The following is a 24053-nucleotide window of genomic DNA, read 5'->3' as shown; positions in this document are numbered from 1 at the left end:
CGGATAAGCCGTGCGCCGGATCTCACTTGCCCATCGTCTTACCGCAGTCGGAAACTGATGAAACGAATCTGCGCCTTCCGCCGGGCGCGAATCGTATTGATGCGTAGCGCATTACGCACGATCAGACACCCGCGGTGCACCATTCACTGGATCACGTCGGCCGAAGGCCAAGCACGGGCCAACCGCTGGTCCGTGGTCACCAATCTCAGACCTGCGTTATCGGCCAGTTCGACGTAGAACGCATCGGCCAAGCGGACCGTGTCGCGACGCGCCCACGCTCCGGCAAGCAGGGGCGAGAGATCGTGTCGAGTCACTGGCGCATCCCGGAGTTCGTCCAGTGCTGTCTCGACATGCGCAACGCTGAGCACGCCGCCGCGCTGCAATCGCCCCAGTGCTGAAAGCACCTCAGCGTCGAAGTGGGCGGGTGCGTACATCACAGTCCCCGCCAGTCGCCGTCGCACCGCCCAGAACCGGTCACCCGTGCGGGCGAGAAGGTCGACCATCGCACTCGCATCGATGACCACCTTCTCCCGCGGCAACGCCGGTGAGTCGCTCATGCTCCGAGTTCGTCGCGGGCGGCGTCGATGGCCTTCAACACGTCGACATGCCGCGCTTCGGTATTTCTCACTCTCAGGCGCTCGAGCCACGCGTCGGTTGCCGAACCCTCCAATTCGGCGCGGATCGCGGCTTGAGTCAGCGCCGAGATGTTCAGTCCCCGCGTTCTGGCGCGTTCTGCCAAGTCGTCGGGGACGTACACATTGAGCCGGGCCATCCACACAATATACACACTCGAGCTCTGACGCCCGTTACCCACGACGACACCCGGACCTACACGTCGGTCACCCAAACAGGTACCACTTACCGCTAAGGCACGTTGAGCCGCCGCGCGAGGTCCGGCCCGCCCACCTCCCGGATGAACGCCGGATCCCCGCAGACGACCAGTTGGTCACGCGCGCGGGACAATCCGACGTAGAGCCGTTCACGGGAGCGTTCGAACTTTCCCTCCTCGTTGACCACGAGCACCACGCAGCGCCGCTCGAGACCCTTGAAGCCCAAGACGTGCCCGTAGAACACCTGATCGGTATCCCAGAACGAATCCCAGTAGGCCGTGTGCCCGTTCTTCTGCCGCTCGGCCTGCTCAGGATGCCGGCTGCCCGTCGTCAACAACGCGAGATCCTCTGCGCGCCAACCCTGTTCGAGTAGCAGATCGATCTGGTCGTCGCCGGCGTCCATCGCCTCAGCGCGGTCGCAGGCGACGAACGTGACCGCGGGCCCCTCCCCGCCCAGGAACCGCATCGGGTGGTCGACGAGCGGTTGGAACGCGTTGGCAATCTGCCGGGTGTTGCGCAGATTGTGGTCGAGGATCAACGGCACCAGGGGCACCGGCGGTGACCCGACCCGGTTGAACACCCGCTGACCTTCGTCACTGAAAACGTACAGACCGCCGTCGACCGGATCATGCAACGCGGCGAGCAGCGGATCCCACCAGGCGTCGGCGAAGTCCTGAGCCTCGTCGACGACGATCGAGTCGAAACGTTGTCCAGGCTCGAGTTGCGCTGCCAGATCAGCCATCTGGAGTGGCAGGTCGTGTTCCCAGAACCGGACCGTCTCGTCGTTGCGCACGGCCTCGTCGGGACCTTCCGGGGCGCCCCACTGCACCCCGAGCGCGTGGAACTCGCCGACATAGGCCGGCTGCTGGCGGCGCGGCCACGTCGCGGCGATGCGCTCGAGGTAGGAGGCCAGACCGTGGGAGTAGCAGACCAGCGCCACGCGCTGCCCTCGCTGGGCGAGCCGGCGCGCCTGCTCCATGGCCAGGAACGTCTTGCCGCTGCCGGCGCCGCCGCGCACCTCGACGCGGTGGAGTAGCCGGATGGCGTCGAGGATGACCGCCTGGTGTTCGGTCAGCGCGTCGGCGGCGTCCTCGTTGGCCAGGGCGCGGGCCACGACGTCACGCTGCGGCAGCCCCCGGCCGGACAATGCGGCGCCGAGTTGGTCGAGGCCCTCCTTGGTGAGCAGCGGCCGGTCGAGTTCCTGGCGGACCAGCACCTCACGCAGCCGGGCGACGAGCTGGGGCAGATCGCTGCGGTCGATCACCTTCCACCGCGGACAGTCGGGCAGCCCGAAGTCGTCGGGTAGTTCGGTGTTGGGCAGGACGACGACGTGGTCCCAGCGCAGCCGGCCCTGCGTCCAGCGAGGGTCCTTCTCGACGAAGTCCCGCAGCGCGTAGCAGGCTTCGCGGGCCTGCCGGACCGGTTCGATGGCGTACTCGCGGCCGCCGCGGATCTGACGCCAGCCCGCGCCGTCGTGCCAGACCTCCCCGCCTTTGACCTCGACGCAGACGATGCCGGCACCTTCGATCGCGACGACGAAGTCGACCTCGTGATCCTTGAGGTGATCGGTGACGCGCTGCCCGGGGACGACGAGGTCGTTGGGCTCGAGCTGATCGATCAGCGCACGATAGGTGCTGCGCTCGGAGGCGTTGAGCCGCGGGTGTTCATCGGGGCTGATGCTCACCGCGCTGACACTAGCGAGCGTCGGGTCTATTCGTCGGCCATCGCGTAGGCCCGGCCCCGGGCCGGCAGTTCGATGCCGTTCTGGTCGTAGGCGCGCAGAATTTCGCGGCGCAGGGTGCGCTGGACCGACCACTGAGCGTTGGGCTTGGTCTTGAGTGTCATGCGCAGCGTCAGCAGGTCGGGCGAGAGTTCCTGCACCCCGAGCATCTCGGGCTTGCCGAGCACCTTGGCGGCCAGCGCGGGATCTCCAAGGGCCTCCTCGGCGGCGTCGACGGCCACCTTCTCGGCCAGGGCGACGTCGGCGGTCAGCGCGACGGGCATCTCGATGCGGGCGACGGCGTAGTCCTGGCTCATGTTGCCGACGCGGGCGATCTCCCCGTTGCGGACGTACCAGAGGGTGCCGTCGATGTCGCGCACCGTGGTGACGCGCAGGCCGACGCTTTCGACCTCGCCGACGGCTTCGCCGAGGTCGACGGTGTCGCCGACGCCGTACTGGTCTTCGAGGAGCATGAACACGCCGGTGACGAAGTCACGGACCAGGTTCTGGGCACCGAAGCCGATGGCCAGCCCGACCACGCCTGCCGAGGCGATGAACGGGGCGATGTTCACGCCGAGCACGTTGAGCAGGGCCAACACGACCCAGATCAGCATGACGATCGAGACGGTCGATTTGAGCACCGATCCGATGGTCTGGGCGCGCTGCTGGCGCCGCTCGGCGGTCTTGGCGGCCGACCCCGACGGTGCGCGATCACGCAGATGGCGCAGCAGCGGCGGCTTCTTGGCCTCTACCGCGGTGTTGTGGTTCTTGCGGCCGCTGACCGCGCGGTCGATCATCCGGTGCAGCACATAACGGGCGATCAGCGCGACGACGACGTAGGCGACGATGCGGATGGGGACCTCGATGAGCCAGTGCTTGTTGGTGTCAGTCCATTCGAAGGCGAGGTTGTGTACATCCATGATGGCGACCGCATACCCACAAAGCCTGTCGCCTATCGGGCGGGGCCTCCGCGAACTCGCGTCCCCGCGGGCCCGCGGAGGCCGTCTCCGGGGAATAGCGTGTAGGCCCAGATGGACCCGCGATCCGCGCCGGCCCGCTGCGCTCAGACCGAGAGGAGGGTCGAGTTGACCGTCCACACGCCTGCCACGCCGACCCTGCGCGAACTGACCGTCCGGGGCATCCTGCTCGGCGGCGCGATCACGCTGGTGTTCACCGCCGCCAACGTCTACCTGGGGCTGAAGGTGGGTTTGACGTTCGCCACCGCCATCCCGGCGGCGGTGATCTCGATGGCGATCCTGCGCAATTTCGCCAACCACTCGATCGTCGAGAACAACATCGTGCAGACGGTGGCGTCGGCGGCGGGCACGTTGTCGGCGATCATCTTCGTGCTCCCGGGCCTGATCATGATCGGCTGGTGGACCGGGTTCCCGTACTGGATCACCGTGGCGGTGTGCGCCGTCGGCGGGATCCTCGGTGTGATGTATTCGATACCGCTGCGCCGGGCGCTGGTGACCGGATCGGATCTGCCCTACCCCGAAGGCGTCGCGGCGGCCGAGGTGCTCAAGGTCGGCGACAGCAGCACCGGCGCGTCCGACAACCGCACCGGATTGCGGATCATCACGATCGGCGCGCTGGTCTCGGCCGGGTTCGCGCTGCTGGCCAACCTGAAGGTGTTGGCGAATTCGATCACGACGTACTTCCGGGTCGGCTCCGGCGGGTCGATGTTCGGCGCCAGCCTGTCGCTGGCGTTGATCGGTGTGGGTCATTTGGTCGGGATGGCAGTCGGCTTCGCGATGCTGGTCGGGATGGTCATCTCCATCGGGGTGCTGCTGCCGATCCGCACCGCCGGGGATTTCGCATCGGGTGAGGCTCTTGCGGACGTGATCTCCAGCGCATTCGCGAGCGAGGTGCGGTTCGTCGGCGCGGGGGCGATCGCGGTGGGCGCGGTGTGGACGCTGCTGAAGATCCTGCGCCCGATCATCAAGGGCATCACCGAGGCGCTCAGCTCGGCGCGCGACAGGCGGCAGGGGCAGCTGGTCGACATCACCCAGCGCGACATCCCCTTCCCGATCGTGGCGGGGACGATCGTGGTGATGTTGCTGCCGATCGCGGCGCTGCTGTGGGAGTTCAGCCGCGACACGGTGCTGGAGGGCGGTGCGGCCGGGATCATCGTGGCGAGCGTGTTGTTCGTATTCGTCATCGGTCTGGTGATCGCGGCAGTATGCGGGTACATGGCCGGTCTGATCGGGTCGTCGAACAGTCCCATCTCGGGTGTGGGCATCCTGACGGTGATGATCGCGGCGCTGCTGATCAAGCTGGTGTTCGGGCCCACTGACGAGGACCAGGCCACGGCGCTGGTGGCATTCACGTTGTTCGCCGCGGCGATCACGTTCGGTGTGGCGACCATCTCCAACGACAATCTGCAGGATCTCAAGACGGGTCAGTTGGTCGGCGCGACGCCGTGGAAACAGCAGGTGGCGTTGGTGATCGGGGTGTTGTTCGGGTCGGCGATCATCCCGCCGGTGCTCGATCTGATGCAGACGGCGTTCGGGTTCCTGGGTGCGCCGGGGGCGTCGGAGAACGCGTTGGCCGCACCGCAGGCGGCGTTGATCTCGTCGCTGGCGCAAGGGGTGTTCGGGGGTTCGCTCGATTGGTCGCTGATCGGCTTGGGCGCAGTGATCGGCCTGGCGGTGGTGCTTGTCGACGAGATCCTGCACCGCAGAACACGATTCGCGGTGCCGCCGCTGGCGGTCGGCATGGGCATGTATCTGCCGATGAGCCTGATCCTGATCATCGCGGTGGGTGCGGTGATCGGATACTTCTACAACCGGTGGGCGCAGCGCAGCGGTGGGGACGTCGAGCGCAAGAAGCGCATGGGGGTGCTGTTGGCGACGGGTCTGATCGTGGGCGAGAGCTTGTACGGGGTGGTGTTCGCCGGATTCGTGGCGGGCACGGGCGACGAAGACCCGTTCGCGATCTTCACCGGCAATGACGGCAACCTGGCGTCGTTGATTGGGGTGGTGGGCTTCGTGGCCGTCATCGCGTGGTTGTACAAGCGGACGCAGACGCTTTCGAGTCGCGAGGTGGTGAAGGACTGAGGTTCTGCGCGGCCGTCGGGAATTGCCGCTTAGGTGGACGCGGCGGCGGTGTTAGCGTGCGGTTACCAGGGGGAACGGGGGAACCGTGTCACATCCGCATGAACCGCTGAAGGCAGATCCGACTGAGCTACGCATGACGGCAGACCAACTCGAAGGTCACGCCGGCGAATTTCGGGCGGCGCATCAAGAAGCACACACGCGAGCCAGCAACGCAGTCCTCGGCTCGGGGTCTGCGGCCGCCGCGTTGCCGGGAATGCTGGCGGATTGGGAAGCCCACGGTGCGAAGTTCGGTGAAGCTTTCGCTAAGCACGCGCAAGGACACCGCGACGCGGCGGACGCCTATGTGCGCACCGATGCAGGGAGCGCCGACCGGATCGACGACGCAGGTCCGACGCCCTGAGTTGATCACGTGGCGCTGAACCTCATAGAACTCAAGGAGTGGCCTCCTGAGATCGACGACCTGACCCAATCAACTCGTGCCGCAGCGACGAACCACTCCGGCTCCGCGGGCTTCTATCGCTCGTTGATCACTGTGTCCACGTGGGAGGGACAGGGTGCAGAGGCCGCGAGGTCGGCGATGGAGGCCACGGCAGGTGACCACGACGCGGCGGCCGACAGCCTTGGCACTGCGGCGGGCCGGATGGAACTCGTCCATCAGGACGCCGAAGAACTCGCCGAGGCCATCAGGCGCATCCTCGACGACGCTGCCACCCAACCGGCGGTGACCATCGACGAATCCACCAACCAGGTGATTCCACCCGACACCAGTCACATGACGGACGAGTACGCCGCTCAAGTTGCGGCGAAAGTCACCGATCTACGCGGGCGGATCACCGCTGCGCTGGCCGACGGCGAGCGGATCGACGCCGAACTCGCCGGTGCGATCACCGCGGCCAGCGGCACCACCGCGCCGACGGTGAAGGCCGCGACTTCATTGCAAGACCTGCTGCTCCCCCCGGGACCCGAGCGAAGAAAAGGGCCTAAGCCCGGCGAGCCGTGGTCCACACCCGACAGCCTCGACAGCGCACTGGATCAACTCACGGGAGGCTCTGGTGACGCACCCGCATCACCGAAGCCCGCCGAGGTGGGAGGCGTCCCAGCAAGCGGACCGCTGCCGATGGACCCCGCGAAGGTCCAGCAGTTCAAAGAGCTTGCCCGACAGACGATGCTGCACGACGGCGTGCCGCCTGAGCGAATCGAGCAGCGTCTCGATGCGATCGTCGCTGCAGCGCAGAAACCACTGCCCGCAGCCAAGCCGACCGAGAGCGAACCGGGGCCACGGCCCAGCTTCGCCGATGGTTTCGCCGACGGCTGGTTTAACACCGAAGAAGGCATCAAAGACCTCATCGGGGCCAACGGATGGGACGAACTCAAAGGCGCTTGGACCGACATGGCCAAGGGCGGTTGGGAACGAGCCACTAACCCCATCGACACCTTGACTGAGGAAGTCGAGCACTTGACGAAGTACCCCGAGCATTACCTGGGTGAGGTAGCCGGCGGGACGGCCATTACCGCGCCGGGTGCCGTTCTCGGGGGTGAAGCCGCCCTCGCGGCGCGCGGTCTGGGAGCGGGCGTACCGGACGGCGTCATCCACCACACGCCGGATGCGCCAGGAGCAGTCGAGCAACCGACGCCGCTCTTCGATGCACCCAGCAACCACGGGGCAGACGCACCGTTGTCATACGGGCCGGCACCGCTACCGCCAGAGTCGCCGTTGTTCGACGGCTACGATCCACTACCCCCCGGGCCTGACTTCACCGATCCTGACGGCGGGTTGATCTACCCCGACGACAGCTCGCCCGCTAAGCCGTATGCAGTTCCGGGCTCAATCATCGACAACGCCGAGATACCGCGGGGGACCGTAATCGACCGCTTCGGGAGCCCGTATGGAGCGTGGTTGTCCCCGGACGGAACGCCATTCGCGGAGCGCGCGCTGCCGCCAGACAGCGCTTCGAAACCCTACTACCAGTATGTTGTGGACGACCCGTCGCAACTACCGCCTGGATGGCGTATCGAACAATCACAGGCAGCTCCGTAGTTCCACCAACCTGGCGGCGGGACGCAATACCGGATTATTGCGCCAGATGGCACGCGAGCATCTGTCCAGACCCTCATCGAATGGGGATATTTGAAGGAGGCGAGGTAGTGACGGTTGATTTCTCGCGATTACGTCGGAATTGGGTCGAGTGGACGAGACTGGCCCGCATGACGCGTGTATCAGTCTCCACAGAATGCGGCGACTGCCAAATCAGCTTCAAATCGGACGATCAATCTTTCCATCTACGACAAGACGGTGCGTGGTGGGTCATCGACGCGGTGGATGACCGCGGACACCGCTACGACACTACCGCTAAGTTCTCCACGTTCGATCTGGCAGAGGCGTATCTGATCTGGAACTGGGGGTCTGTATCGCGCTCTGCTGTTGGCGCCAAATCGCTCGGACGCGAGCTCCACGCACGCGGAATGGATCCAAACGTAGAAACCGTACCTACGGAACGCGACTATTTTGTTGAACTACGAGCGTCGAAAGGCGCCGCCATTCTTGCCATGTCAGATGCGGCAGTTTTCAGTCACCTTATGTCGAAGTCAGTCGAAGACGTTGAGCGGATGGTCAAGGAAGGCGTCACATAGCAAGTTCTGACATACGGCGCTAGCGGTACCGATGCGCGGGGTAGCTCGCACACAGGTTCGGCACTATAGCAAGAGCGAGCAGAATATGAATTGTGCAAATGCCACTGAGCCGACATTACCTTAAGTCACCCCTCGCGTGCTCGACTTTCGAGGTTGCCGATCGAATAAATCGTGAGGACGGCAACGATCCCGTTCGCAAATGGATCATTGCCTACGGACGCTCAGTCCGCCTCGCGTCTCGAGATAAAAAAGTTGTATTTAGAGAATGTTGACGATCGGCAATTAGCGATGGAATAGATGAACTGCCAGCACATCAGGAGCGATAAGGACAGGCTTACACAGAGGAGACGAAATGCATTTCTTCAAAAGGAAGCGGCGCGACCCGGCCATCACCGATGCCAAAGTGTATTACTCCACCCCTTTCGGGGATACAAGAGACGGCGGACAGAAGCTTTTCTTGCTTGAACGCAAAGGGGTCAAATTCCTGCCAGTTTTTCATAGCGTTGAGTCGATGAAGGAATTCTACGAGCGAATGGATCGCGCCGCATTCATGGTACTCGAAGGGAGCATCAAGAGCGTGACGGAAATGAATCGCTCGATCGAGCAAATGAAAGCCGTCGGCATCGTAGTAGAGCCTCTTAGCGAAAATCCGGTCGAGATCATGCCTGGTCCTAAACCGCCGGTGATCCTTGCCCCGCAATATGCGACCGCTTTCGTCGCACCGCTGGGCCACCTCGCCTTGCTGCGCTCCGGCGATGCCGCCCTGACCCGTCACGCCACCACGGCAGGTCGACTGCCGACTGTGGTCGTTGAGTGGGATCGGCGCCGCAATCGCTATGAGCGACCCGACACCCCTCATGGTCGATGGATACTGCACAAGTCAACCCGCGCCCGCCGACGAGACGAGCTACTCCCGACCGGCGACAAGCCCAGAGAAGAATCAGAGCCGGCTACAGTTTCGGCCATGGCCGGCTTCGTCCTCACCGACGAGTTCCGCCACGCGCTGGACCTGCTGGCGGGCGGTCGCCACCTGTTCCTGACCGGTAAGGCGGGCACCGGCAAGTCCACGCTGATTCGGCGGTTTATGGCCGACACCGACCGCGATGTCGTCGTGGTCGCCCCCACCGGGATTGCCGCCCTCAACGTCGGCGGCTACACCATCCACCGCCTGTTCGGATTCCGCACCACCACGACACTCGAGGACATCCGTTCCGGCGACTACCGCCCGGGCCGCTTCACCAAGACGCTGGCGTCGCTGCAGACGCTGATCATCGACGAGGCATCCATGGTCCGCGCCGACGTATTCGACATGGTCGCCGCCGCGCTGGAACGCTTCGGTCGCGTCCCCGGCACCCCGTTCGGCGGCGTCCAGATCGTCCTCGTCGGTGACCTCTACCAGCTGCCGCCCGTGGTCAGCGAGCACGAAGCCGCCTTTTTCACGACCACCTATGACACCCCGTACTTCTTCTCCGCGCGGAGCTTTCACCGGGACGACTTCCCCACCGTCTCGTTGACCACGGTGTTCCGGCAGCTCGGCGATGACCGAATGACGGCCCTCCTGAACGAGATTCGTGAGGGCGTGTTGGTCGGCCATGCGCAGCAGGAGCTCAACGCCCGCGCCGACGCGGACTTCGTGCCCCGCGACGACGAACTCTGGCTGACCCTGGCGCCGACCAATCGGCTCGTCACCGCCCGCAACCGCCAGCAGCTCGAGCGCCTGCCCGGCGACGAGATGGCGCACCAGGCGCACGCGTCGGGCGACCTGTCGCTGTTCGAACCGCCGGTCGAGGAGACGCTGCGCTTCAAGGTCGGTGCGCAGGTGATGATGCTCAACAACGATCAGAGCGACCGCTGGGTCAACGGCAGCATCGGCCGCGTCGCCGGAGTCGGCTACGACCGCCACGGCGCGGTCGTGGACGTCGAGTTTCCCGACGGTTCGGTCGCCGAGGTCAGCCCCTACACCTGGGAGGCCACCCGGCCGGTGGTGTCGGGGTCGTCGCTGGGCCGCGAGGTGATCGGCTCCTACACCCAGCTGCCGTTCAAGCTGGCGTGGGCGATCACGATCCACAAGAGCCAGGGCCAGACCCTCGACCGGGTGATCGTCGACCTCACCGGTGGCATGTTCTCGACCGGCCAGCTGTACGTCGCGCTCAGTCGGTGCACGTCGCTGGCCGGGTTGGTGCTCAAACGCCCTGTGCTGCCGAAGGATCTGAAGACCGACCGTCGGATCGCCCGCTTCCTGCGCACCGCCGCCGACGGTTCCGGCGCCCGGCGGTACTGCGCGATCGGGATGCTGACCGTCGGCGACGAAGGACGAATGTCGCGGCCCCGGCCTGTCGAGCTGGCGGTGGCGTTCGACGACGGCACCGCAGTGTCGACGCTGATCAATCCGCAGCGCGACCTCGCCGATGCGCGAACGGCTTTCGGGATCACGGTGTCGGATGTGTTGCTGGCGCCCACGTTGCGCGAGGCGTGGGCAGTGATCGCCCCGATGCTGGCCGGCTGCACCCCGGTGGGCGTGGGGGTTGACGAGCAGCTCGGACTGATCGACTTCGAGCTCAAGCGACTGGGTTTCGTGACGGCAATGCCGCTGGGCGTCGAGCTGGGACGAGCGCGAATCTCGGGCAGCACCGCGCTGGAGCGCGCGCGCAGCGCCCTGGAGGTCCATCGCGCCGCGCCCGCCGAGCAGGGCTCGTCACCGTTCGAGGAGCCAGACGCTGTCGAGACGTCCGGGCTGCTGGTGAGCCGCGACCCCGAGGCGCCCACGCCGGTGGCCGACCATCTGCCCGGGCTGTCGGCGCTGCTGCGGGTCAGCCGCGACGTCGCGGCGGTGTTGTTGGGCCGGTCCGTGCCGCGGAGCATCGACGCGGATTCTGCTGTGCGACAGTCGGTGGCCGATCAGCTGCACGCCGCGGCGACGCGGGCCCAGCTGCCGAAGGAGGTGGCCGCACGGTTGGAAGAGGCGTCCCGACTGCTGGGCGTGGAGATCGACACGGCCGGGCTGTGCGCCGGCGGCGACGGCCTCGCGGCGACGTTGGTTCCGGGGATGCGGATCTGCTTCACCGGTACCGCGCAGGACGAGTCCGGGCGGATCGTCGAACGACCGGAGATGGAGCGGCTGGCCGCGGAGGCGGGGCTGACGCCGGTCAAGACGGTATCCAAGACGCGCTGCGATGTGCTGGTGACCGCAGAGGTGGGGACGCAGTCGGGCAAGGCGCGCAAGGCGCTGGAGTACGGCAAACCGGTCTTCTGCGCCGAGGATTTCTTCGCGTGGCTCGCCCGGTTGACTCCGTGACATCACCGCGCAGTCATCTACCGCCGCGCTGTTGGGTACCGTGAGTCAGGGCAGGGAGGACAGCCGTGATCACGCATGTATTCTTCGATTTCTTCGGCACGCTGGTCGACTATGACCCGTCGGTGCATCCCGTAACTCGCAATGCTCCTTTGGATTTCGCGCGACGCGTAGGTGTGGCGATCTCCGAAGACGAGTCGAAGGCGAACTGGCAGAAGGCTTGGGACGATCTGGACGCCGACGCCACTCGGACAGGTCGCGAGTTCTCGATGCATGACGTCGCGGACCGGTTTTGGCGCTCGATCGGATCGCCACCGCTGGCCGCTGATTCCATCGAGACACTGATCGCCGAGTATTTCGAGGCGTGGACGGCCGACGTCGAAGTCGCCGACGGCGCCCTCGACTGTCTCGCCGACCTGTCCACCGATCACACACTCGCGATTGTCAGCAATACCCACGACTCGGGGCTGGTCCAGCGGTTGGCCCGGCAGTTCGGCCTGCACCACGCCATCAGCCGTATCGTCACGTCTGTCGATGTCGGCTGGCGCAAACCGCACCCGTCGATTTTCCGAACCGCCCTTCGCACCTGCCAGGTGTCGGCCGACAGCGCAGTCTTCGTGGGAGACAACTGGACCGCCGACGTGGATGGCCCTCGACGGGTGGGCATGTCGGCGATCTATGTCGGTCCGGACGCACACGAGCGCGAAGCCGTCCCGCTCCGAGACGTCCCAAAGGTCGTCAGGTCACTCTGATAAACGGGTCGAATACATTGCGAGACAACGCTATCGCTATGCGCTGGCGCTCGACCCCTCGGTGTTCAGCAGCAGAATCCTCGAGTCGGAGCTGAGTTCGAAGCCCGAGCGTGCCGGTTCGGCGGCCAGGATCTCGAGCGCGGCCAAACCCGCAGCGCCACAGGGGCCGGCATCGAGTCCCACACCGGCCAGTTCGGCTGCCGCCTCGGCGGCCGCCTCGTCATCGACCACCACTGCACCGCGAAGTCCGCGCTGTAGGTCCGGCCAGGCAAGGTAGGCAGGGGTGCCGCAGTTCAAGCCGGCCATGCTGGTGTGACCGGTGGACACAGTGGTCAACTCGCCGGCCGCCAGGCTGGCCCGTAGACAGTCGGCGACGTCAGGCTCGACGCTGACGACCCGGCAGTCCTCCCGAGAGCCGGCGAAGGTGACCGCGGCGTGGGCGAGCGAGCCGACACCGGCGGGGACGATGATGAGATCGATTCCCGACCCGAGTTCGGCTGCCTGGTCGGCCGCCTCGTCGAAGAGGGTGGCGTAACCGTCGACGATCCACTGCGGAACCTCTTCGTATCCCGGCCAGGACGTGTCCTGGACGAGCAGGGCCTCCGGAGCGCTTTCGGCCAGCGCGGCGGCGTGCTGCACGGCGTCGTCGTAGGACACGTCGAGGACCTTGACCTCGGCTCCCTCCGCACGGATCAGATCGATCGCCCGCTCGGAGACGCCACGAGGAATGACGACGGTCGCCGGCAGCTCCATCAGCTTCGCCATCCGCGCCACCGCGCGTCCGTGGTTGCCGTCGGTGGCGGTGACGAGTCGGGGTTTGGCACCGGTGCTGCCTTGCAGCGCACGATGTACGGCCCAGGACGCACCGAGCATCTTGAACGCCGGCAATCCGAGTCGTAGCGACTCGTCCTTGACGAACACCGCCCCTAGTCCGAGCCTGTGGGCCACGGCCGGTAGCGCCACCATCGGGGTGACGGCGTATCCGGGCAACGTCTGGTGAAATCGCCGGATGTCGTCGGTCGACCGCGGTTCGGCGGACCGGCCGGGGGCCCAGTTGGGGTTGAGCAGAAACGGTTCGGTTGTCAGCACGACACACCTCCTCCTGAAGGCAGCCTAAGCACGGCGCAGGCGTCGGAAAATCGCCGATTCCTGCCGTCGATCCGGCAGCGAGGCTGAAGGGTTCCTAGAATCAACTCATGCTGGATGTCCGCCGATTACGTTTCCTGGTCGAACTGAGCCAGCGCGGAACCATCGCGGCGGTCGCCGCGGCCCTGCACATGAGTCCGTCGGGCATCTCTCAGCAACTCGCCCTGCTCGAACGGGAAGCCGGGGCCCCTTTACTCGAGCGAATCGGGCGAGGCGTGCGACTCACCGAAGCCGGTCAGCGTCTTGCCGAGCGGGGCGCTGACATCATCGCCGCGCTCGAGACGGCACAGGCCGAATTACGTTCGGCAGCGGACCCGCCCGCCGGCACCTGTCGCGTCGCGGCGTTCGGAAGCGCGGCCCGGGCGCTGGTTCCTGCGCTGCTCGACTGCCAACGGCGGTATCCGGGATTGCGGGTCGAGCTCGTCGAGTCCGAACCCGAAGTCGCCGTCCCCGCGCTGCTCACCGGGCACTTCGACCTGGTCGTCAGCGAAGAGTACCCGGGTGGTGACACCGCTGTGCCGCGTCACGTGCACCGCGAGGTGCTCGCCGAGGACCCCCTGGAGATGGTGGTCGCGTCGTCATTGTTGGACGGCCGGGATCTGGCACGAGTGGCGGGAACCCTGACCTGGGCGCTGGAACCGGCCGGTGCGGCATCACGATCCTGGGCGATGCACCATTGCCTGGCAATGGGATTCACACCGACCGTGCAGTACGAGTCCTATGACTTGAGCCTTCTTCTGCTCATGGTTCACCAAGGCGCCGCCGCCAGCATCTTGCCTCGGCTCGCACTGCCGCCGCAGCGCGAGACCGCGGCGTTGGTTCGGCACGAGACCGGTTGGGCGAGAAAGCTTGTCGCCCTGTCCCGAAGGGCACGGTCGGGTGACCCGTCGGTGACGGCGGTTCGGCGGGCACTGCAGGGACAATTCCACAAAACGGCAGTCTGACTGACGCATCGTTTGCAGTGACCAACGCTGTTCATGGGTGCGCCGGCCGGGGATACTCGGACCGAGAACGACACTTCGATGGCAGGAGACCCATGGCGCCGCAGGTAGCGTTGACGACGGATATTGGCGAAGGACTGGGCCGCTGGAGTCTCGGTGACGACGACGCCCTGCTCGACATCGTCACCAGCGCGAACATCGCGTGCGGATTCCATGGCGGCGACCCGGGAATCATGCGCCGGACGTGCGCGATCTCGGTCAAGAACAACGTGGCCATCGGTGCGCAGGTGAGCTACCGCGATCTGCACGGGTTCGGGCGACGCTACATCGCCATGCCGGGTGACGAATTGCGCGACGACCTTCTCTACCAGATCGGCGCGCTCGAGGTCTTCGCGCGATTGGCCGGCGGCAAGGTCGATTTCGTGCGCGCCCACGGCGCCCTGTGGACCGTCGTCACCAAGAACACCGAACACGCCCAGGCGCTGGTGGATGCCACCGTGGAATACGGTGGGGACCTACCGCTTCTCGCCTCGCCGGGCACTGAAGTGTGGCGACTCGGCGAGGAGGCCGGGCTGCGGATGGTCGCCGAGGCCTTCGTCGATAGGGCCTACACGCCGGAGGGCCTGCTGCAGTCGCGCCTCGAGCCGAACGCTCTGCTGACCGACGCCGACGCCGCCTCGGCCCGAGCAGTGCAGATGGTCAAGGAAGGTCACCTCACGGCCAACGACGGCAGCGAAGTCAACGTGACGGCCGAAGCGCTGCTCGTGCACTGCGATACGCCGGGCGCTGTGGACATCGCAAGGAAGACCCGCGCCGCGCTCGAAGCCGCCGGGGTCGAGCTTGTTCCCATTCGGTGACCTCACGAGCTGACAGCGCGGGAGTCAGCGTGCCCGAATTCCGGCCCTGCGGCGAGCACGCCTGGCTCCTCGACCTCGACGACAACCGGATGGTGCACCGCTGGGCCGCCGCTGTCCGTGCCGCGGACCTCGACGGCGTGCGCGAGGTGGTTCCGGGAATGAGCACGTTGCTCGTCACCTTTGATCCTGGCCTGACGAACGCATCCGCGTTGCGGGCCGCACTCGACGCGGTGCACCCCGGCGCCGACCTGGCAGATGACGACGATCAACACGTCATCGATGTGCGATACTCCGGTGCGGACCTCCAGGATGTGGCGGAGCTGACGGGTCTGACCGCCGCCGAAGTGATTGCGGCCCACACGGAAAGCGTGTGGACCGTCGCCTTCTGCGGCTTCGCTCCAGGGTTCTCCTATCTGGTCGGCGGTGACCCACGGTTGTACGTGCCACGGCGTGATGAGGCACGCGTCCGGGTACCTGCCGGTGCGGTCGCCCTCGCGGGCGCCTTCTCGGCGATCTACCCTCGCGTCTCGCCCGGCGGCTGGCAGCTGCTCGGCCATACCGATGCCGTCCTGTGGAACTCGGACGCCGACCCGCCTGCCGTACTGCGGCCCGGCGCGGTGGTGCGATTCCGTGATGTCGGCCGATGAGTCGGGTCACGATCGAAGCGGTCGGCATGCTGGCGCTCCTGCAGGACGCCGGCCGACACGGGCTGGCGCACTTCGGCGTCGGACAGTCCGGAGCCGCCGACCGGACGTCCTTTGATCTGGCGAACCGGCTCGTCGGGAATCTGCCCGGCACCGCCTGCATCGAAGTGACCCTGGGCCGGATGTCCTTCAGCGTCGATGCGCCGGCGTTGATCGCGTTGACCGGCGCACCGGTCGCGGTGACGTGCGGCGGTCGCGCACACGGAATGAACGCGGCGTTCGTCGTACCCGCCGGACATCGGGTCACGCTCGGCGCCCCCACCGCCGGGCTACGCACCTATGTCGCGATCCGCGGGGGCCTGGTGGGTCAGAACGTGCTCGGCTCCATGTCGTGGGACACCATGGCCCAACTCGGGACACCGCCGCTGCGAGCCGGCGACGTCGTAGCCGTGGGCAGTTCCACCACCGACTGGCCCGCAATCGACTTCGCACCCGTCGCCGCGCCTGATCCTGATGAGACCCTGGTGCTGCCAATACAACTCGGCCCTCGCGACGACTGGTTCTGCAATACGGCCCTGGACCGGTTGGCCAGCGCGGAATTCACCGTGACGTCCGATACCGATCGTGTCGGAATCCGACTGGGCGGTCCGGAGTTGCCCCGTCGGCGCCGCGGCGAACTCGGCAGCGAGGGTGTCGTACTCGGCGCCCTCCAGGTCCCCACCAGAGGCCGGCCGACGCTCTTCCTGACCGACCGACCGGTGACGGGCGGTTACCCCGTCATCGGCGTCGTGACCGAATCGGCCGTCTATCGGGCCGCCCAGGCGCCGCCGGGAGCACGTATCCGCTTCGCCGTCGCAGGTCGTCGACCCATCTGGCAATGAGTGACAAACAGCCTCCGGCTACTTGGCTACTCGTGACATGGATAGCCATCCCGGCCCCGCATAACGTGGCGTACCTCACAGCGACATGAATAGAGAGGACGGTCCGTATGCCCGCGACCTTCGGGCTGGCCGTGGAGAACTTCACCTCGGCCGAGAAGACCCCCAAGATCGACGAGTTGCTCGTCACGGCCCGCCGCGCCGAACAACTCGGTTTCACCTCTCTGTGGGGGTGGGATCACCTCTTCCTCGGTAGCCGCCAACCCTTTCCTCAATTGGAGGTCCTCACCACGCTGGCGGTGCTGGCGAGCCACACGAAGGACATCACGCTGGGGACCGGAGTGCTCGTGCTGCCCATCCGGGACCCGGCCTTGCTGGCCAAGACCGCAGCGACCATCCAGGAGGTCTCCAACGGCCGGTTACGCCTCGGCCTCGCAGCGGGTTGGTACGAGCGTGAATTCGAGGCCACCGGAACATCTTTCAAGGGCCGCGGGAAGATCTTCGAGCGCAATCTGGAGATCTGCATGAACCTGTGGACCCAGCCCGAGGTGACCGGCACCTGGGACGACCTGTCGTTCCGTCGGGTCAAGATGCTGCCGCTGCCGCAGCCGCGCCCCCAGGTGCTCATCGGCGGCTACGTCGACCGGGTGCTCAAGCGGGTCGCCACCCTGGGCGACGGTTGGTTGACGTACTTCTACACCGCCGAGGCCTTCACCGAGTCGTGGGCCAAGATCTGCCGGTTCGCCGAGGAGGCGGGCCGCGACCCGGACTCGCTGCACTCGCTCAACCAGCTGCCGATCTGCATCGGCCCCTCCAGGGAGAAGGCGCAAGCCCTCACCGGGCCGTGGCTGGCCTCGTACTTCGACACCCCGGACTGGAGCAGCGCGACGCCGGAGAGCGCGATCTGCGGCACCCCTGAGGACTGTGCGGAACAGATCGCGGCGCACCTCGACGCCGGCGTGCAGGAGATCTGCCTGGTGCCGCACGCCTACGACCCGGAGCAGGTCGAGCGTTTCGCCGCTGAGGTCCGCCCGCTGCTCGGCAGTATGGTGGGGGCCGCATGACTGCACGGTTGACTTCGCTCGGAGTGACGGACGCCCGGGCGGAACTGGAAGCGCTCGACCGGGCGCGCGCCGACAAGGTGACCACCGCGGCCGAGGCGGTGCGCCGGCTGGTCCCGAACGACGCGGTCATCGGCGTCGGCGGCACCAATCACGCCCGCACCCCGATGGCGCTGCTGATCGAGATCCTGCGCCAGGGCCGGTCCGGGCTGACGATGACCCGCCCGCTGTCGTGCATCGAGGCCGAGTTGATGTTGGCCACCGACACGGCTGACCGGATCATGACCAGCTGGGTCGGCGTCGGTCACGGCTGGGGCCTGGCCCCGGTGGTGCGACGCATGGTCGAAGAGGGCCGGCCCGTCTACGAGGAGTGGAGTCACCTCGGAATCGGGTTGCGCTACAAGGCCGGCGCCATGGGAGTCCCGTACCTGCCAACAGTCAGCATGCTGGGCTCCGACATCGACGGGAAGCTCGAGCTGGCGAAGGTGACCTGCCCGTACACCGGTCAGCTCCTCAACGCCGTCCCGAGCCTCAACCCCGACGTCGCGCTCATCCACGTGCAGCGCGCCGACCGGCAGGGCAACGCGCAGATCGACGGGTACCAGTTGATGGACGCCGATCTGGCGCTGGCCGCGCGTCACGTCATCCTCACCGCCGAGGAGATCGTCGACACCGACCAGTTCCGCAGCGACCCCGCCCGGACGGCCATCCCCGGCTTCGCGGTCGACGCGGTGGTGCACCAGCCGATGGGCGCCTACCCGCACGAGTGCTACGGGCACTACGAAGCCGACCTCGACGAGTTCACCGCCTACATGCAGGCGGTGAAGTCCGGTGGCGTCGACGGTGCCCGGAGCTATGTGGCGGCCCTGACCGCGTATCCCGACCACGACGCCTTCTGCGCCGAGATCGATCCGACCCGGCTGTCGGCGCTACGACGTACCGCAGAGGAGATGCTGCCGCGATGACCGATTCCCTCACCACCCTCGATATCGAATCACGCCGGGGCGCACAGCATCCCGATGCGCGACCCGACGAGATCATGACGATCGCCGCGAGCCGGCTGCTCGAGGACGGCAAGGTGCTGTTCGCCGGCATCGGACAGCCGCTGGTAGCCGCCGCCATCGCCAAGCGCCGCCAGGCGCCGAACCTGACCGTGCTGCTGGAGGGCGGCATGATCGGTATCGAACTGCGGCCCGGCCACCTGCCGGCGTCGACCAACGAAGTCCGCGCAGCTGTCGGTGCCCAGATGTTGACGAGCGCAACCGACATCTTCCTGATGGCCCAGCGCGGCTTCTTCGACTACGGCTTCATCGGTGTGGCCCAGATCGACCAGTACGGCAACGTCAACACCAGCCTCGTCGGCGATCCGCTGCACCCGTCGGTTCGGCTCCCCGGCCCCGGCGGCGCCAACGACATCGCTTCGATGTGCAATCAGGTGGTCGTGGTGACCCAACATGAGCCGCGTCGTTTCGTCGAGCGGGTCGACTTCATCACCAGCCCAGGCTTTTTGACCGGCGGAACCAGTCGCCGCGACAGCGGACTCGTCTACGGTGGACCCGCGTGGGTCGTCACCGATCTGGCGCTGCTCGACTTCGCCCCGGACTCGCACCGGATGAGGATCAGAGCGCTGCAGGCCGGCGTCAGCCTCGATGAGGCCCAGGCAGCGACCGGGTTCGAGTTGCTCGTCCACGACGACCTCTACGAACTCCCGGCGGTCGACAGCGACGAGCTCGCGGTATTGCGGTACCTCGTCGACGGCGAGACATCGGAGTTGGAGGAGACGAATTGACCGTCCAGGAAACACTGCCCACACCCCCGGGGCGGACTGCGGCCACCTGCTTCGAGTATCAGCGCGCCGAATCGTGGTCTGATGCCGTCGAACTGCTCGAGCTGTGGGACGGCGAGGCGAAGATCCTCGCCGGCGGGCAGAGTCTGATCCCGATGTTGAACCTGCGGTTGGCTTTTCCCGCCGCACTCATCGACATCAATCCGATCGCGGCCGCTGATCCGCGGGTGGAAGACGGCCACCTGGTGCTCGACGCCAACACCCGCCACCGAACCTTGATGACCTCGGAGGTGGTGCGGACCCACGCACCGCTGCTCGCCCACGTGATGCCGTTCATCGGCAACGTGCGGGTGCGTAACCGCGGTACGTTCGGCGGCACCCTGTCGCATGCGGACCCGACCGCCGAGATCGCCGCGGCCGTCATGGCCATGGGCGGAGAGATCCTCGTGCAGGGGCCCGCAGGCGTCCGGTCGGTCGCCGCCGACACCTTCTTCATCACCTATCTGACCACCGCGACCGAACCGAACGAGGTCGTCATCGGCGGACGCATCCCCATTGGCGGCTCCGCCCGCTGGGCGTTCCACGAAGTGGCGCGCCGCTATTCGGATTTCGCGACGGTCAGTGTCGCCGTCATGGCGCGCCCCGGGAACGAAGGGTTGCGCGTCGTGCTCGGCGGGGTCGCCGACAAACCCGTGCTGGTCGACCGCGAGCTGCTCGCACCGGCACTCGCCGACCCCGGCAACCCGGACCGCGCCCGCGAGAGCGCCGAGGCGATCGCCGCCTCCCTGGACCCCGACAGCGACCTGCACGGTTCCGCCGATTACCGGCGCCGTCTAATCACAATCCACACCCGCCGGCTGCTGCAGCAGGTTCTCGCCGATCAGGGAGGCGCCAAATGATTCGAACCCAGATACTTCTTCGGGTCAACGGCACGGACCACGAGGTGTGGGTGCGCAACGACCGCACCCTGCTCGACGTCCTGCACGACGACCTCGGCATGCCCGATGTGCGGTACGGCTGCGCAGAAGGCGTGTGCGGCACCTGCACCGTGCTGATGGACGACGATCCGGTCAGTGCCTGCACCGTCTACGCCGTCCAGGCCGAGGGCCACGACATCGTCACGCTGCGCGGGTGGTCGGACCCCAAGGAGGATGCCCACCCGCTGCAGAAGTGCTTCCTCGAGCGCGGCGCGTCCCAGTGCGGTTTCTGCACCCCGGGCATGCTTCTGACCGCGGCCAAGCTCGCCGACCACAATCCCGACGCGTCCCGCGAGGAGATCCGGCACGAACTCGTCGGCAACCTGTGCCGCTGCACCGGTTATCAGGCCATCGTCGACGCGGTCGAGGACTACCTGCACGGATCGGCTCAACCAGCGACGGAAAAGGAAGGTGCGCAGTGACGACCGTCGAACCAGGGACCACTCCCGACACCACCGAGCCGCCGAAGGCGCCTGCCGACTTCGATCCCGACGCCGACTCCGGCCCCGAGGACCGGGAACGCAACTTCCGCACCGTCGGGCAGTCCCCCGCCCACCACGACTTCATCAACAAGGTGCGTGGCACTCTGCTCTACGCGGCGGACTGGAGTCTGCCGGGCATGCTGCACGGCAAGATCGTCAGGTCCGACATGGCCTCGGCGAGGATCGTCCGGATCGACACCTCGGCCGCCGAGCGCCTGGAAGGTGTCGAGGCGGTGCTCACGGCCAAAGATGTGCCGCACAACGCTGTCGTGGAGCACGCCAGCGGCGGACTCGGTGAGCTGACCGTCGAACAACCCGTGCTCGCGGCCGACCGGGTCCGCTACGTCGGGGAGCCGATCGCGGTGGTGGCCGCGGTTGATCCCGAAACCGCCGCGGAGGCAGCCGATCTCGTCGAGATCGAATACGAGCCTCTGCCGGGCGTCTTCAGCCCGGAGGAGGCCCTGGCCGACGGTGCGCCGCTGGTGCACGACGAGGGCAACGTCCTGGTCAACTGGCATCTGGAACGCGGCGACATCGACACCGCGTTCGAGAAGGCCGATGTCGTCGTGGAGCACACCTATCGGAGCCAGCCCGTCGAGCACGCCTATCTGGAGACCGAGGCCGGCGTCGGGTGGATCGAGAATGATGTTGTGACGCTGCGCATCTCGACCCAGGTCATCGAGCACGCCGTCGAGATCGCCTCTATTCTCGGACTGCCGCAGAGCCAGGTACGCCACATCGCCTCGTACATGGGCGGCGGTTTCGGCGGCAAGGAAGACATGACGGTGGAGCCGTATCTGGCGCTGCTGGTCTGGCGTACCCGCCGTCCGGTGCGGATGATCTGGTCGCGCCAGGAGTCGATCATGGCCAGCTCCAAGCGCCATCCGTTCGACATGCACTACCGCACCGCCGCCACGGAGAAGGGGGAGATCCTCGCCGTCGACGTCGATGTCGTCGGCGACGCCGGCGCCTACCCCTGCCTGAGTGCCCGCGTGCTGTTCGCCGCCGCAGCGCTGGCCCCCGGCCCCTACAAGGTCCCGATCGTCCGGATCCGGTCGCGTGCGGTGTTCACGAACAACACGCCCACCAGCGCGTTCCGGGGCTTCGGCGCCATGCAGGTGACGCTGGGTTACGAGTCTCAAATGGACGCCCTGGCACGCGAACTGGGGCTCAGCCGCCAGGAGGTGCGGGACCGCAACTACATCGAATCCGGTGACCTGCTCGCCGGCGGGGAACCGATCACCACGGCGGTCGCAGTCCGGGAGACCCGCGACAAGGCGCTCGAACTGCTCGGCGAGCCGAGTGCACCCAGCGATCCGAACAAAGTGGTGGGCCAGGGTTTCGCGTGCGGTATGCAGCCCTACGGTCGGTCGATCTGGTTCCGCGACCACGCGGCGGCCTGGGTCACCCTGCAGGCCGACGGCACGCTGCTGATCCGCAGCGGTGTCACCGATCTGGGCGCCGGTCAGGCGGCCAGCCTCTGCCAGATCGCCTCCGAGATCCTCGGCGTCGCACTGGAGGACATCAGTGTCTACATCGGTGACACTGCGCTGACCCCACCGGCCGGCGGCACCTACGCCACCCGGCAGCTCTACATGTCCGGAAACGCCATCCTGCGGGCGGCACGCACTCTGCGCAACCAACTCACACCGGTCGCCGCCGAGGAGCTCGACGTTGCCGAGGATGCGCTGATCTGGGTGGACGGGATGGTGCGCACCGAGGACGGCAAGCGTGGACTGAGCCTGCCGGAGCTGGTGCGGGCCGCCAACGCAGCGCGGGTGGACACCGCGGTGCTGCACACCTGGCGCGCCCGGTCCGGAGGATTCGACCCGCAGAAGGGCCAGGGCCACACCTACCCCGACTACACCTTCGGCACCCACGCCGCCGAGGTCGAGGTCGACCTGGAATCCGGTGATGTGCGACTACTCAAGTACGTCGCCTGTCACGACGTCGGCCGGGCGATCAACCCGACGCGGGTGAAGGGCCAGATCATCGGCGGCGCCGCCCAGGGCATCGGCTACGCCTTGACCGAGGACTGTGTCACCGATGAGGGCCATCCGGTGTCGTCGCTGTTTGCCGACTACCTCATCCCGACCGCGATGGATCTGCCCGACATCGACGTCGCCATCATCGAAAGCGGTTCTGGCAGAGGACCGTTGAATGCCCGCGGCATCGGCGAACCCCCGATCGGACCGCCGGCAGCCACCCTCGCCAGCGCCATCGAGGACGCCATCGGGCACCGTCCCCAACAGCTTCCGATCACCGCCGAACGGGTGTTGGCGCTTCTCGACCAGCAGCACGAACTCACGAAGGGACAGATCGCATGAAGCTCCAGCACCAGACAGAGGTCCGCTCCTCCCCCGACCAGGTGTGGGAGTTCCTGCAGGACACCGCCGCCGTTGTGGAGTGCATGCCCGGCGCCGAACTGGTCGACGACCTCGGCGACGACCGCTACGAAGGTGTGCTCAAGGTGGCGATCGGGCCGCTGAAGATGAACTACGCCGGGCGGGCATCGATCGTCGAACGCGACGAGTCGTCGCGACGGATGGTGCTCAACGCCTCCGGTCGCGACAAGCGCGGATCCGGTTCCGTCGCCGCACATGTGGCACTACAGATTGAACCGGTCGACACCGGAACCCGCATCGACGTCATCTCCGACATCGATCTCACCGGCCGTATCGCCTCCCTGGGCCGCGGCATCCGCGATGTGTCGAACCAGATGTTCACCGCGTTCGCCGACGAACTCACCGACCGGATCGAGCAGCCCGCGACGTCGTCTCCCCCGCCGGCCGCCACCACCAATGGCAACGGCCGGCGGCCGGTCACAGCGGTCCCGACCGCCCCGGAGCAGACCGCGCCCCGCCAGCGGCCGGCGAGCACCACCGGCGGCGGCGAGATCAAGGTGATGTCCCTGATCTGGACAGTCACCCGCGACCGCCTGGCCGGCTTCCTGGACCGCCTCGCGGCCCGCGTGCGCCCGAACTGACCGGCTGCCGG

At 66.7% G+C, this 24053-nt stretch carries 22 protein-coding genes and 1 pseudogene; 18 read left to right on the top strand and 5 right to left on the bottom strand.

Annotated features, from left to right (window positions below; genetic code table 11):
- Positions 1-143 precede the first annotated feature (143 nt).
- From A5757_RS17650 to A5757_RS17635, 4 genes are all read right to left on the bottom strand, one after another.
- On the bottom strand, positions 144-557 hold the full coding sequence (locus A5757_RS17650) for a type II toxin-antitoxin system VapC family toxin (RefSeq protein WP_066836446.1): 414 nt from the start codon (positions 555-557) through the stop codon (positions 144-146).
- Positions 554-772: a type II toxin-antitoxin system CcdA family antitoxin gene (locus tag A5757_RS17645; protein WP_066836444.1), complete on the bottom strand. Its 219-nt coding sequence runs from the start codon at positions 770-772 to the stop codon at positions 554-556. Before A5757_RS17645 ends, A5757_RS17650 begins: the two co-directional genes overlap by 4 nt.
- Before the next feature lie 92 nt (positions 773-864).
- A complete protein-coding gene (locus A5757_RS17640; RefSeq protein WP_066836442.1) occupies positions 865-2514 on the bottom strand; it encodes an ATP-binding domain-containing protein in 1650 nt (549 codons plus the stop codon).
- Positions 2515-2540: 26 nt separating this feature from the next.
- Positions 2541-3470, bottom strand: coding sequence for a mechanosensitive ion channel family protein (locus A5757_RS17635; protein WP_066836440.1), 930 nt, complete (start codon positions 3468-3470; stop codon positions 2541-2543).
- A 165-nt stretch (positions 3471-3635) separates the two neighbouring features.
- Here A5757_RS17635 and A5757_RS17630 point away from each other — a divergent pair, with 165 nt between their 5' ends.
- The 7 genes and pseudogenes from A5757_RS17630 to A5757_RS17610 all read left to right on the top strand — a co-directional run bounded on the left by A5757_RS17630 (position 3636) and on the right by A5757_RS17610 (position 12284).
- On the top strand, positions 3636-5609 hold the full coding sequence (locus A5757_RS17630) for an OPT family oligopeptide transporter (protein ID WP_066836920.1): 1974 nt from the start codon (positions 3636-3638) through the stop codon (positions 5607-5609).
- Positions 5610-5742: 133 nt separating this feature from the next.
- Complete coding sequence (locus tag A5757_RS23300) at positions 5743-6009, top strand: ESX-1 secretion-associated protein (RefSeq protein ID WP_156618511.1); 267 nt, start codon at positions 5743-5745, stop codon at positions 6007-6009.
- A gap of 9 nt (positions 6010-6018) precedes the next feature.
- Positions 6019-7647: a TNT domain-containing protein gene (locus tag A5757_RS24060; protein WP_231984038.1), complete on the top strand. Its 1629-nt coding sequence runs from the start codon at positions 6019-6021 to the stop codon at positions 7645-7647.
- 107 nt (positions 7648-7754) lie between these two features.
- Entirely contained in the window at positions 7755-8240 is a 486-nt protein-coding gene (locus tag A5757_RS23295; protein ID WP_156618508.1) for a hypothetical protein, read from the top strand.
- Positions 8241-8592: 352 nt separating this feature from the next.
- Positions 8593-8907: pseudogene (locus tag A5757_RS24055) on the top strand (hypothetical protein); the annotation flags it as partial.
- Positions 8908-9204: 297 nt separating this feature from the next.
- Positions 9205-11535: an AAA family ATPase gene (locus A5757_RS17615; RefSeq protein ID WP_066836436.1), complete on the top strand. Its 2331-nt coding sequence runs from the start codon at positions 9205-9207 to the stop codon at positions 11533-11535.
- Between the two features lie 65 nt (positions 11536-11600).
- Positions 11601-12284: an HAD family hydrolase gene (locus tag A5757_RS17610; protein ID WP_066836434.1), complete on the top strand. Its 684-nt coding sequence runs from the start codon at positions 11601-11603 to the stop codon at positions 12282-12284.
- A 36-nt stretch (positions 12285-12320) separates the two neighbouring features.
- Here A5757_RS17610 and A5757_RS17605 read toward each other — a convergent pair whose 3' ends face one another.
- Complete coding sequence (locus A5757_RS17605) at positions 12321-13373, bottom strand: pyridoxal-phosphate dependent enzyme (RefSeq protein WP_156618504.1); 1053 nt, start codon at positions 13371-13373, stop codon at positions 12321-12323.
- Positions 13374-13480: 107 nt separating this feature from the next.
- Here A5757_RS17605 and A5757_RS17600 point away from each other — a divergent pair, with 107 nt between their 5' ends.
- The 11 genes from A5757_RS17600 to A5757_RS17550 all read left to right on the top strand — a co-directional run bounded on the left by A5757_RS17600 (position 13481) and on the right by A5757_RS17550 (position 24042).
- Positions 13481-14374, top strand: a complete 894-nt coding sequence (locus A5757_RS17600; RefSeq protein WP_066836432.1) for a LysR family transcriptional regulator — start codon at positions 13481-13483, stop codon at positions 14372-14374.
- A gap of 92 nt (positions 14375-14466) precedes the next feature.
- Complete coding sequence (locus A5757_RS17595; RefSeq protein WP_066836430.1) at positions 14467-15228, top strand: LamB/YcsF family protein; 762 nt, start codon at positions 14467-14469, stop codon at positions 15226-15228.
- Between the two features lie 29 nt (positions 15229-15257).
- Complete coding sequence (locus tag A5757_RS17590) at positions 15258-15875, top strand: allophanate hydrolase subunit 1 (protein WP_082929533.1); 618 nt, start codon at positions 15258-15260, stop codon at positions 15873-15875.
- Entirely contained in the window at positions 15872-16753 is an 882-nt protein-coding gene (locus tag A5757_RS17585) for a biotin-dependent carboxyltransferase family protein (RefSeq protein ID WP_066836428.1), read from the top strand. Before A5757_RS17590 ends, A5757_RS17585 begins: the two co-directional genes overlap by 4 nt.
- Positions 16754-16860: 107 nt before the next feature.
- Positions 16861-17814, top strand: a complete 954-nt coding sequence (locus A5757_RS17580) for an LLM class flavin-dependent oxidoreductase (protein ID WP_066836426.1) — start codon at positions 16861-16863, stop codon at positions 17812-17814.
- Complete coding sequence (locus A5757_RS17575; RefSeq protein ID WP_156618502.1) at positions 17811-18776, top strand: CoA transferase subunit A; 966 nt, start codon at positions 17811-17813, stop codon at positions 18774-18776. The genes A5757_RS17580 and A5757_RS17575 overlap by 4 nt, the downstream gene beginning before the upstream one ends.
- The gene (locus A5757_RS17570; protein WP_197497371.1) at positions 18773-19600 is read left to right on the top strand and encodes a CoA-transferase subunit beta; all 828 of its coding nucleotides are present in this window, start codon (positions 18773-18775) and stop codon (positions 19598-19600) included. The genes A5757_RS17575 and A5757_RS17570 overlap by 4 nt, the downstream gene beginning before the upstream one ends.
- Positions 19597-20496, top strand: coding sequence for a xanthine dehydrogenase family protein subunit M (locus A5757_RS17565; RefSeq protein WP_156618501.1), 900 nt, complete (start codon positions 19597-19599; stop codon positions 20494-20496). Before A5757_RS17570 ends, A5757_RS17565 begins: the two co-directional genes overlap by 4 nt.
- Positions 20493-20996, top strand: a complete 504-nt coding sequence (locus A5757_RS17560; RefSeq protein WP_066836424.1) for a (2Fe-2S)-binding protein — start codon at positions 20493-20495, stop codon at positions 20994-20996. The genes A5757_RS17565 and A5757_RS17560 overlap by 4 nt, the downstream gene beginning before the upstream one ends.
- Positions 20993-23383, top strand: coding sequence for a xanthine dehydrogenase family protein molybdopterin-binding subunit (locus tag A5757_RS17555; protein ID WP_082929532.1), 2391 nt, complete (start codon positions 20993-20995; stop codon positions 23381-23383). The genes A5757_RS17560 and A5757_RS17555 overlap by 4 nt, the downstream gene beginning before the upstream one ends.
- A complete protein-coding gene (locus A5757_RS17550; RefSeq protein WP_066836421.1) occupies positions 23380-24042 on the top strand; it encodes an SRPBCC family protein in 663 nt (220 codons plus the stop codon). The genes A5757_RS17555 and A5757_RS17550 overlap by 4 nt, the downstream gene beginning before the upstream one ends.
- Positions 24043-24053: the final 11 nt, after the last annotated feature.

The sequence above is a fragment of the Mycobacterium sp. 852013-51886_SCH5428379 genome, assembly GCF_001665575.1.
Lineage (GTDB): Bacteria > Actinomycetota > Actinomycetes > Mycobacteriales > Mycobacteriaceae > Mycobacterium.
This window is presented reverse-complemented; position numbering and strand designations above follow the sequence as displayed.

What these genes read in the sequence shown, in the direction of transcription:
- A5757_RS17650 (WP_066836446.1), bottom strand. Translation starts at nt 557, where the DNA reads ATGAGCGACTCACCGGCGTTGCCGCGGGAGAAGGTGGTCATCGATGCG.
- A5757_RS17645 (WP_066836444.1), bottom strand. Translation starts at nt 772, where the DNA reads ATGGCCCGGCTCAATGTGTACGTCCCCGACGACTTGGCAGAACGCGCC.
- A5757_RS17635 (WP_066836440.1), bottom strand. Translation starts at nt 3,470, where the DNA reads ATGGATGTACACAACCTCGCCTTCGAATGGACTGACACCAACAAGCAC.
- A5757_RS23300 (WP_156618511.1), top strand. Translation starts at nt 5,743, where the DNA reads ATGACGGCAGACCAACTCGAAGGTCACGCCGGCGAATTTCGGGCGGCG.
- A5757_RS17615 (WP_066836436.1), top strand. Translation starts at nt 9,205, where the DNA reads ATGGCCGGCTTCGTCCTCACCGACGAGTTCCGCCACGCGCTGGACCTG.
- A5757_RS17600 (WP_066836432.1), top strand. Translation starts at nt 13,481, where the DNA reads ATGCTGGATGTCCGCCGATTACGTTTCCTGGTCGAACTGAGCCAGCGC.
- A5757_RS17595 (WP_066836430.1), top strand. Translation starts at nt 14,467, where the DNA reads ATGGCGCCGCAGGTAGCGTTGACGACGGATATTGGCGAAGGACTGGGC.
- A5757_RS17585 (WP_066836428.1), top strand. Translation starts at nt 15,872, where the DNA reads ATGAGTCGGGTCACGATCGAAGCGGTCGGCATGCTGGCGCTCCTGCAG.
- A5757_RS17580 (WP_066836426.1), top strand. Translation starts at nt 16,861, where the DNA reads ATGCCCGCGACCTTCGGGCTGGCCGTGGAGAACTTCACCTCGGCCGAG.
- A5757_RS17575 (WP_156618502.1), top strand. Translation starts at nt 17,811, where the DNA reads ATGACTGCACGGTTGACTTCGCTCGGAGTGACGGACGCCCGGGCGGAA.
- A5757_RS17570 (WP_197497371.1), top strand. Translation starts at nt 18,773, where the DNA reads ATGACCGATTCCCTCACCACCCTCGATATCGAATCACGCCGGGGCGCA.
- A5757_RS17560 (WP_066836424.1), top strand. Translation starts at nt 20,493, where the DNA reads ATGATTCGAACCCAGATACTTCTTCGGGTCAACGGCACGGACCACGAG.
- A5757_RS17550 (WP_066836421.1), top strand. Translation starts at nt 23,380, where the DNA reads ATGAAGCTCCAGCACCAGACAGAGGTCCGCTCCTCCCCCGACCAGGTG.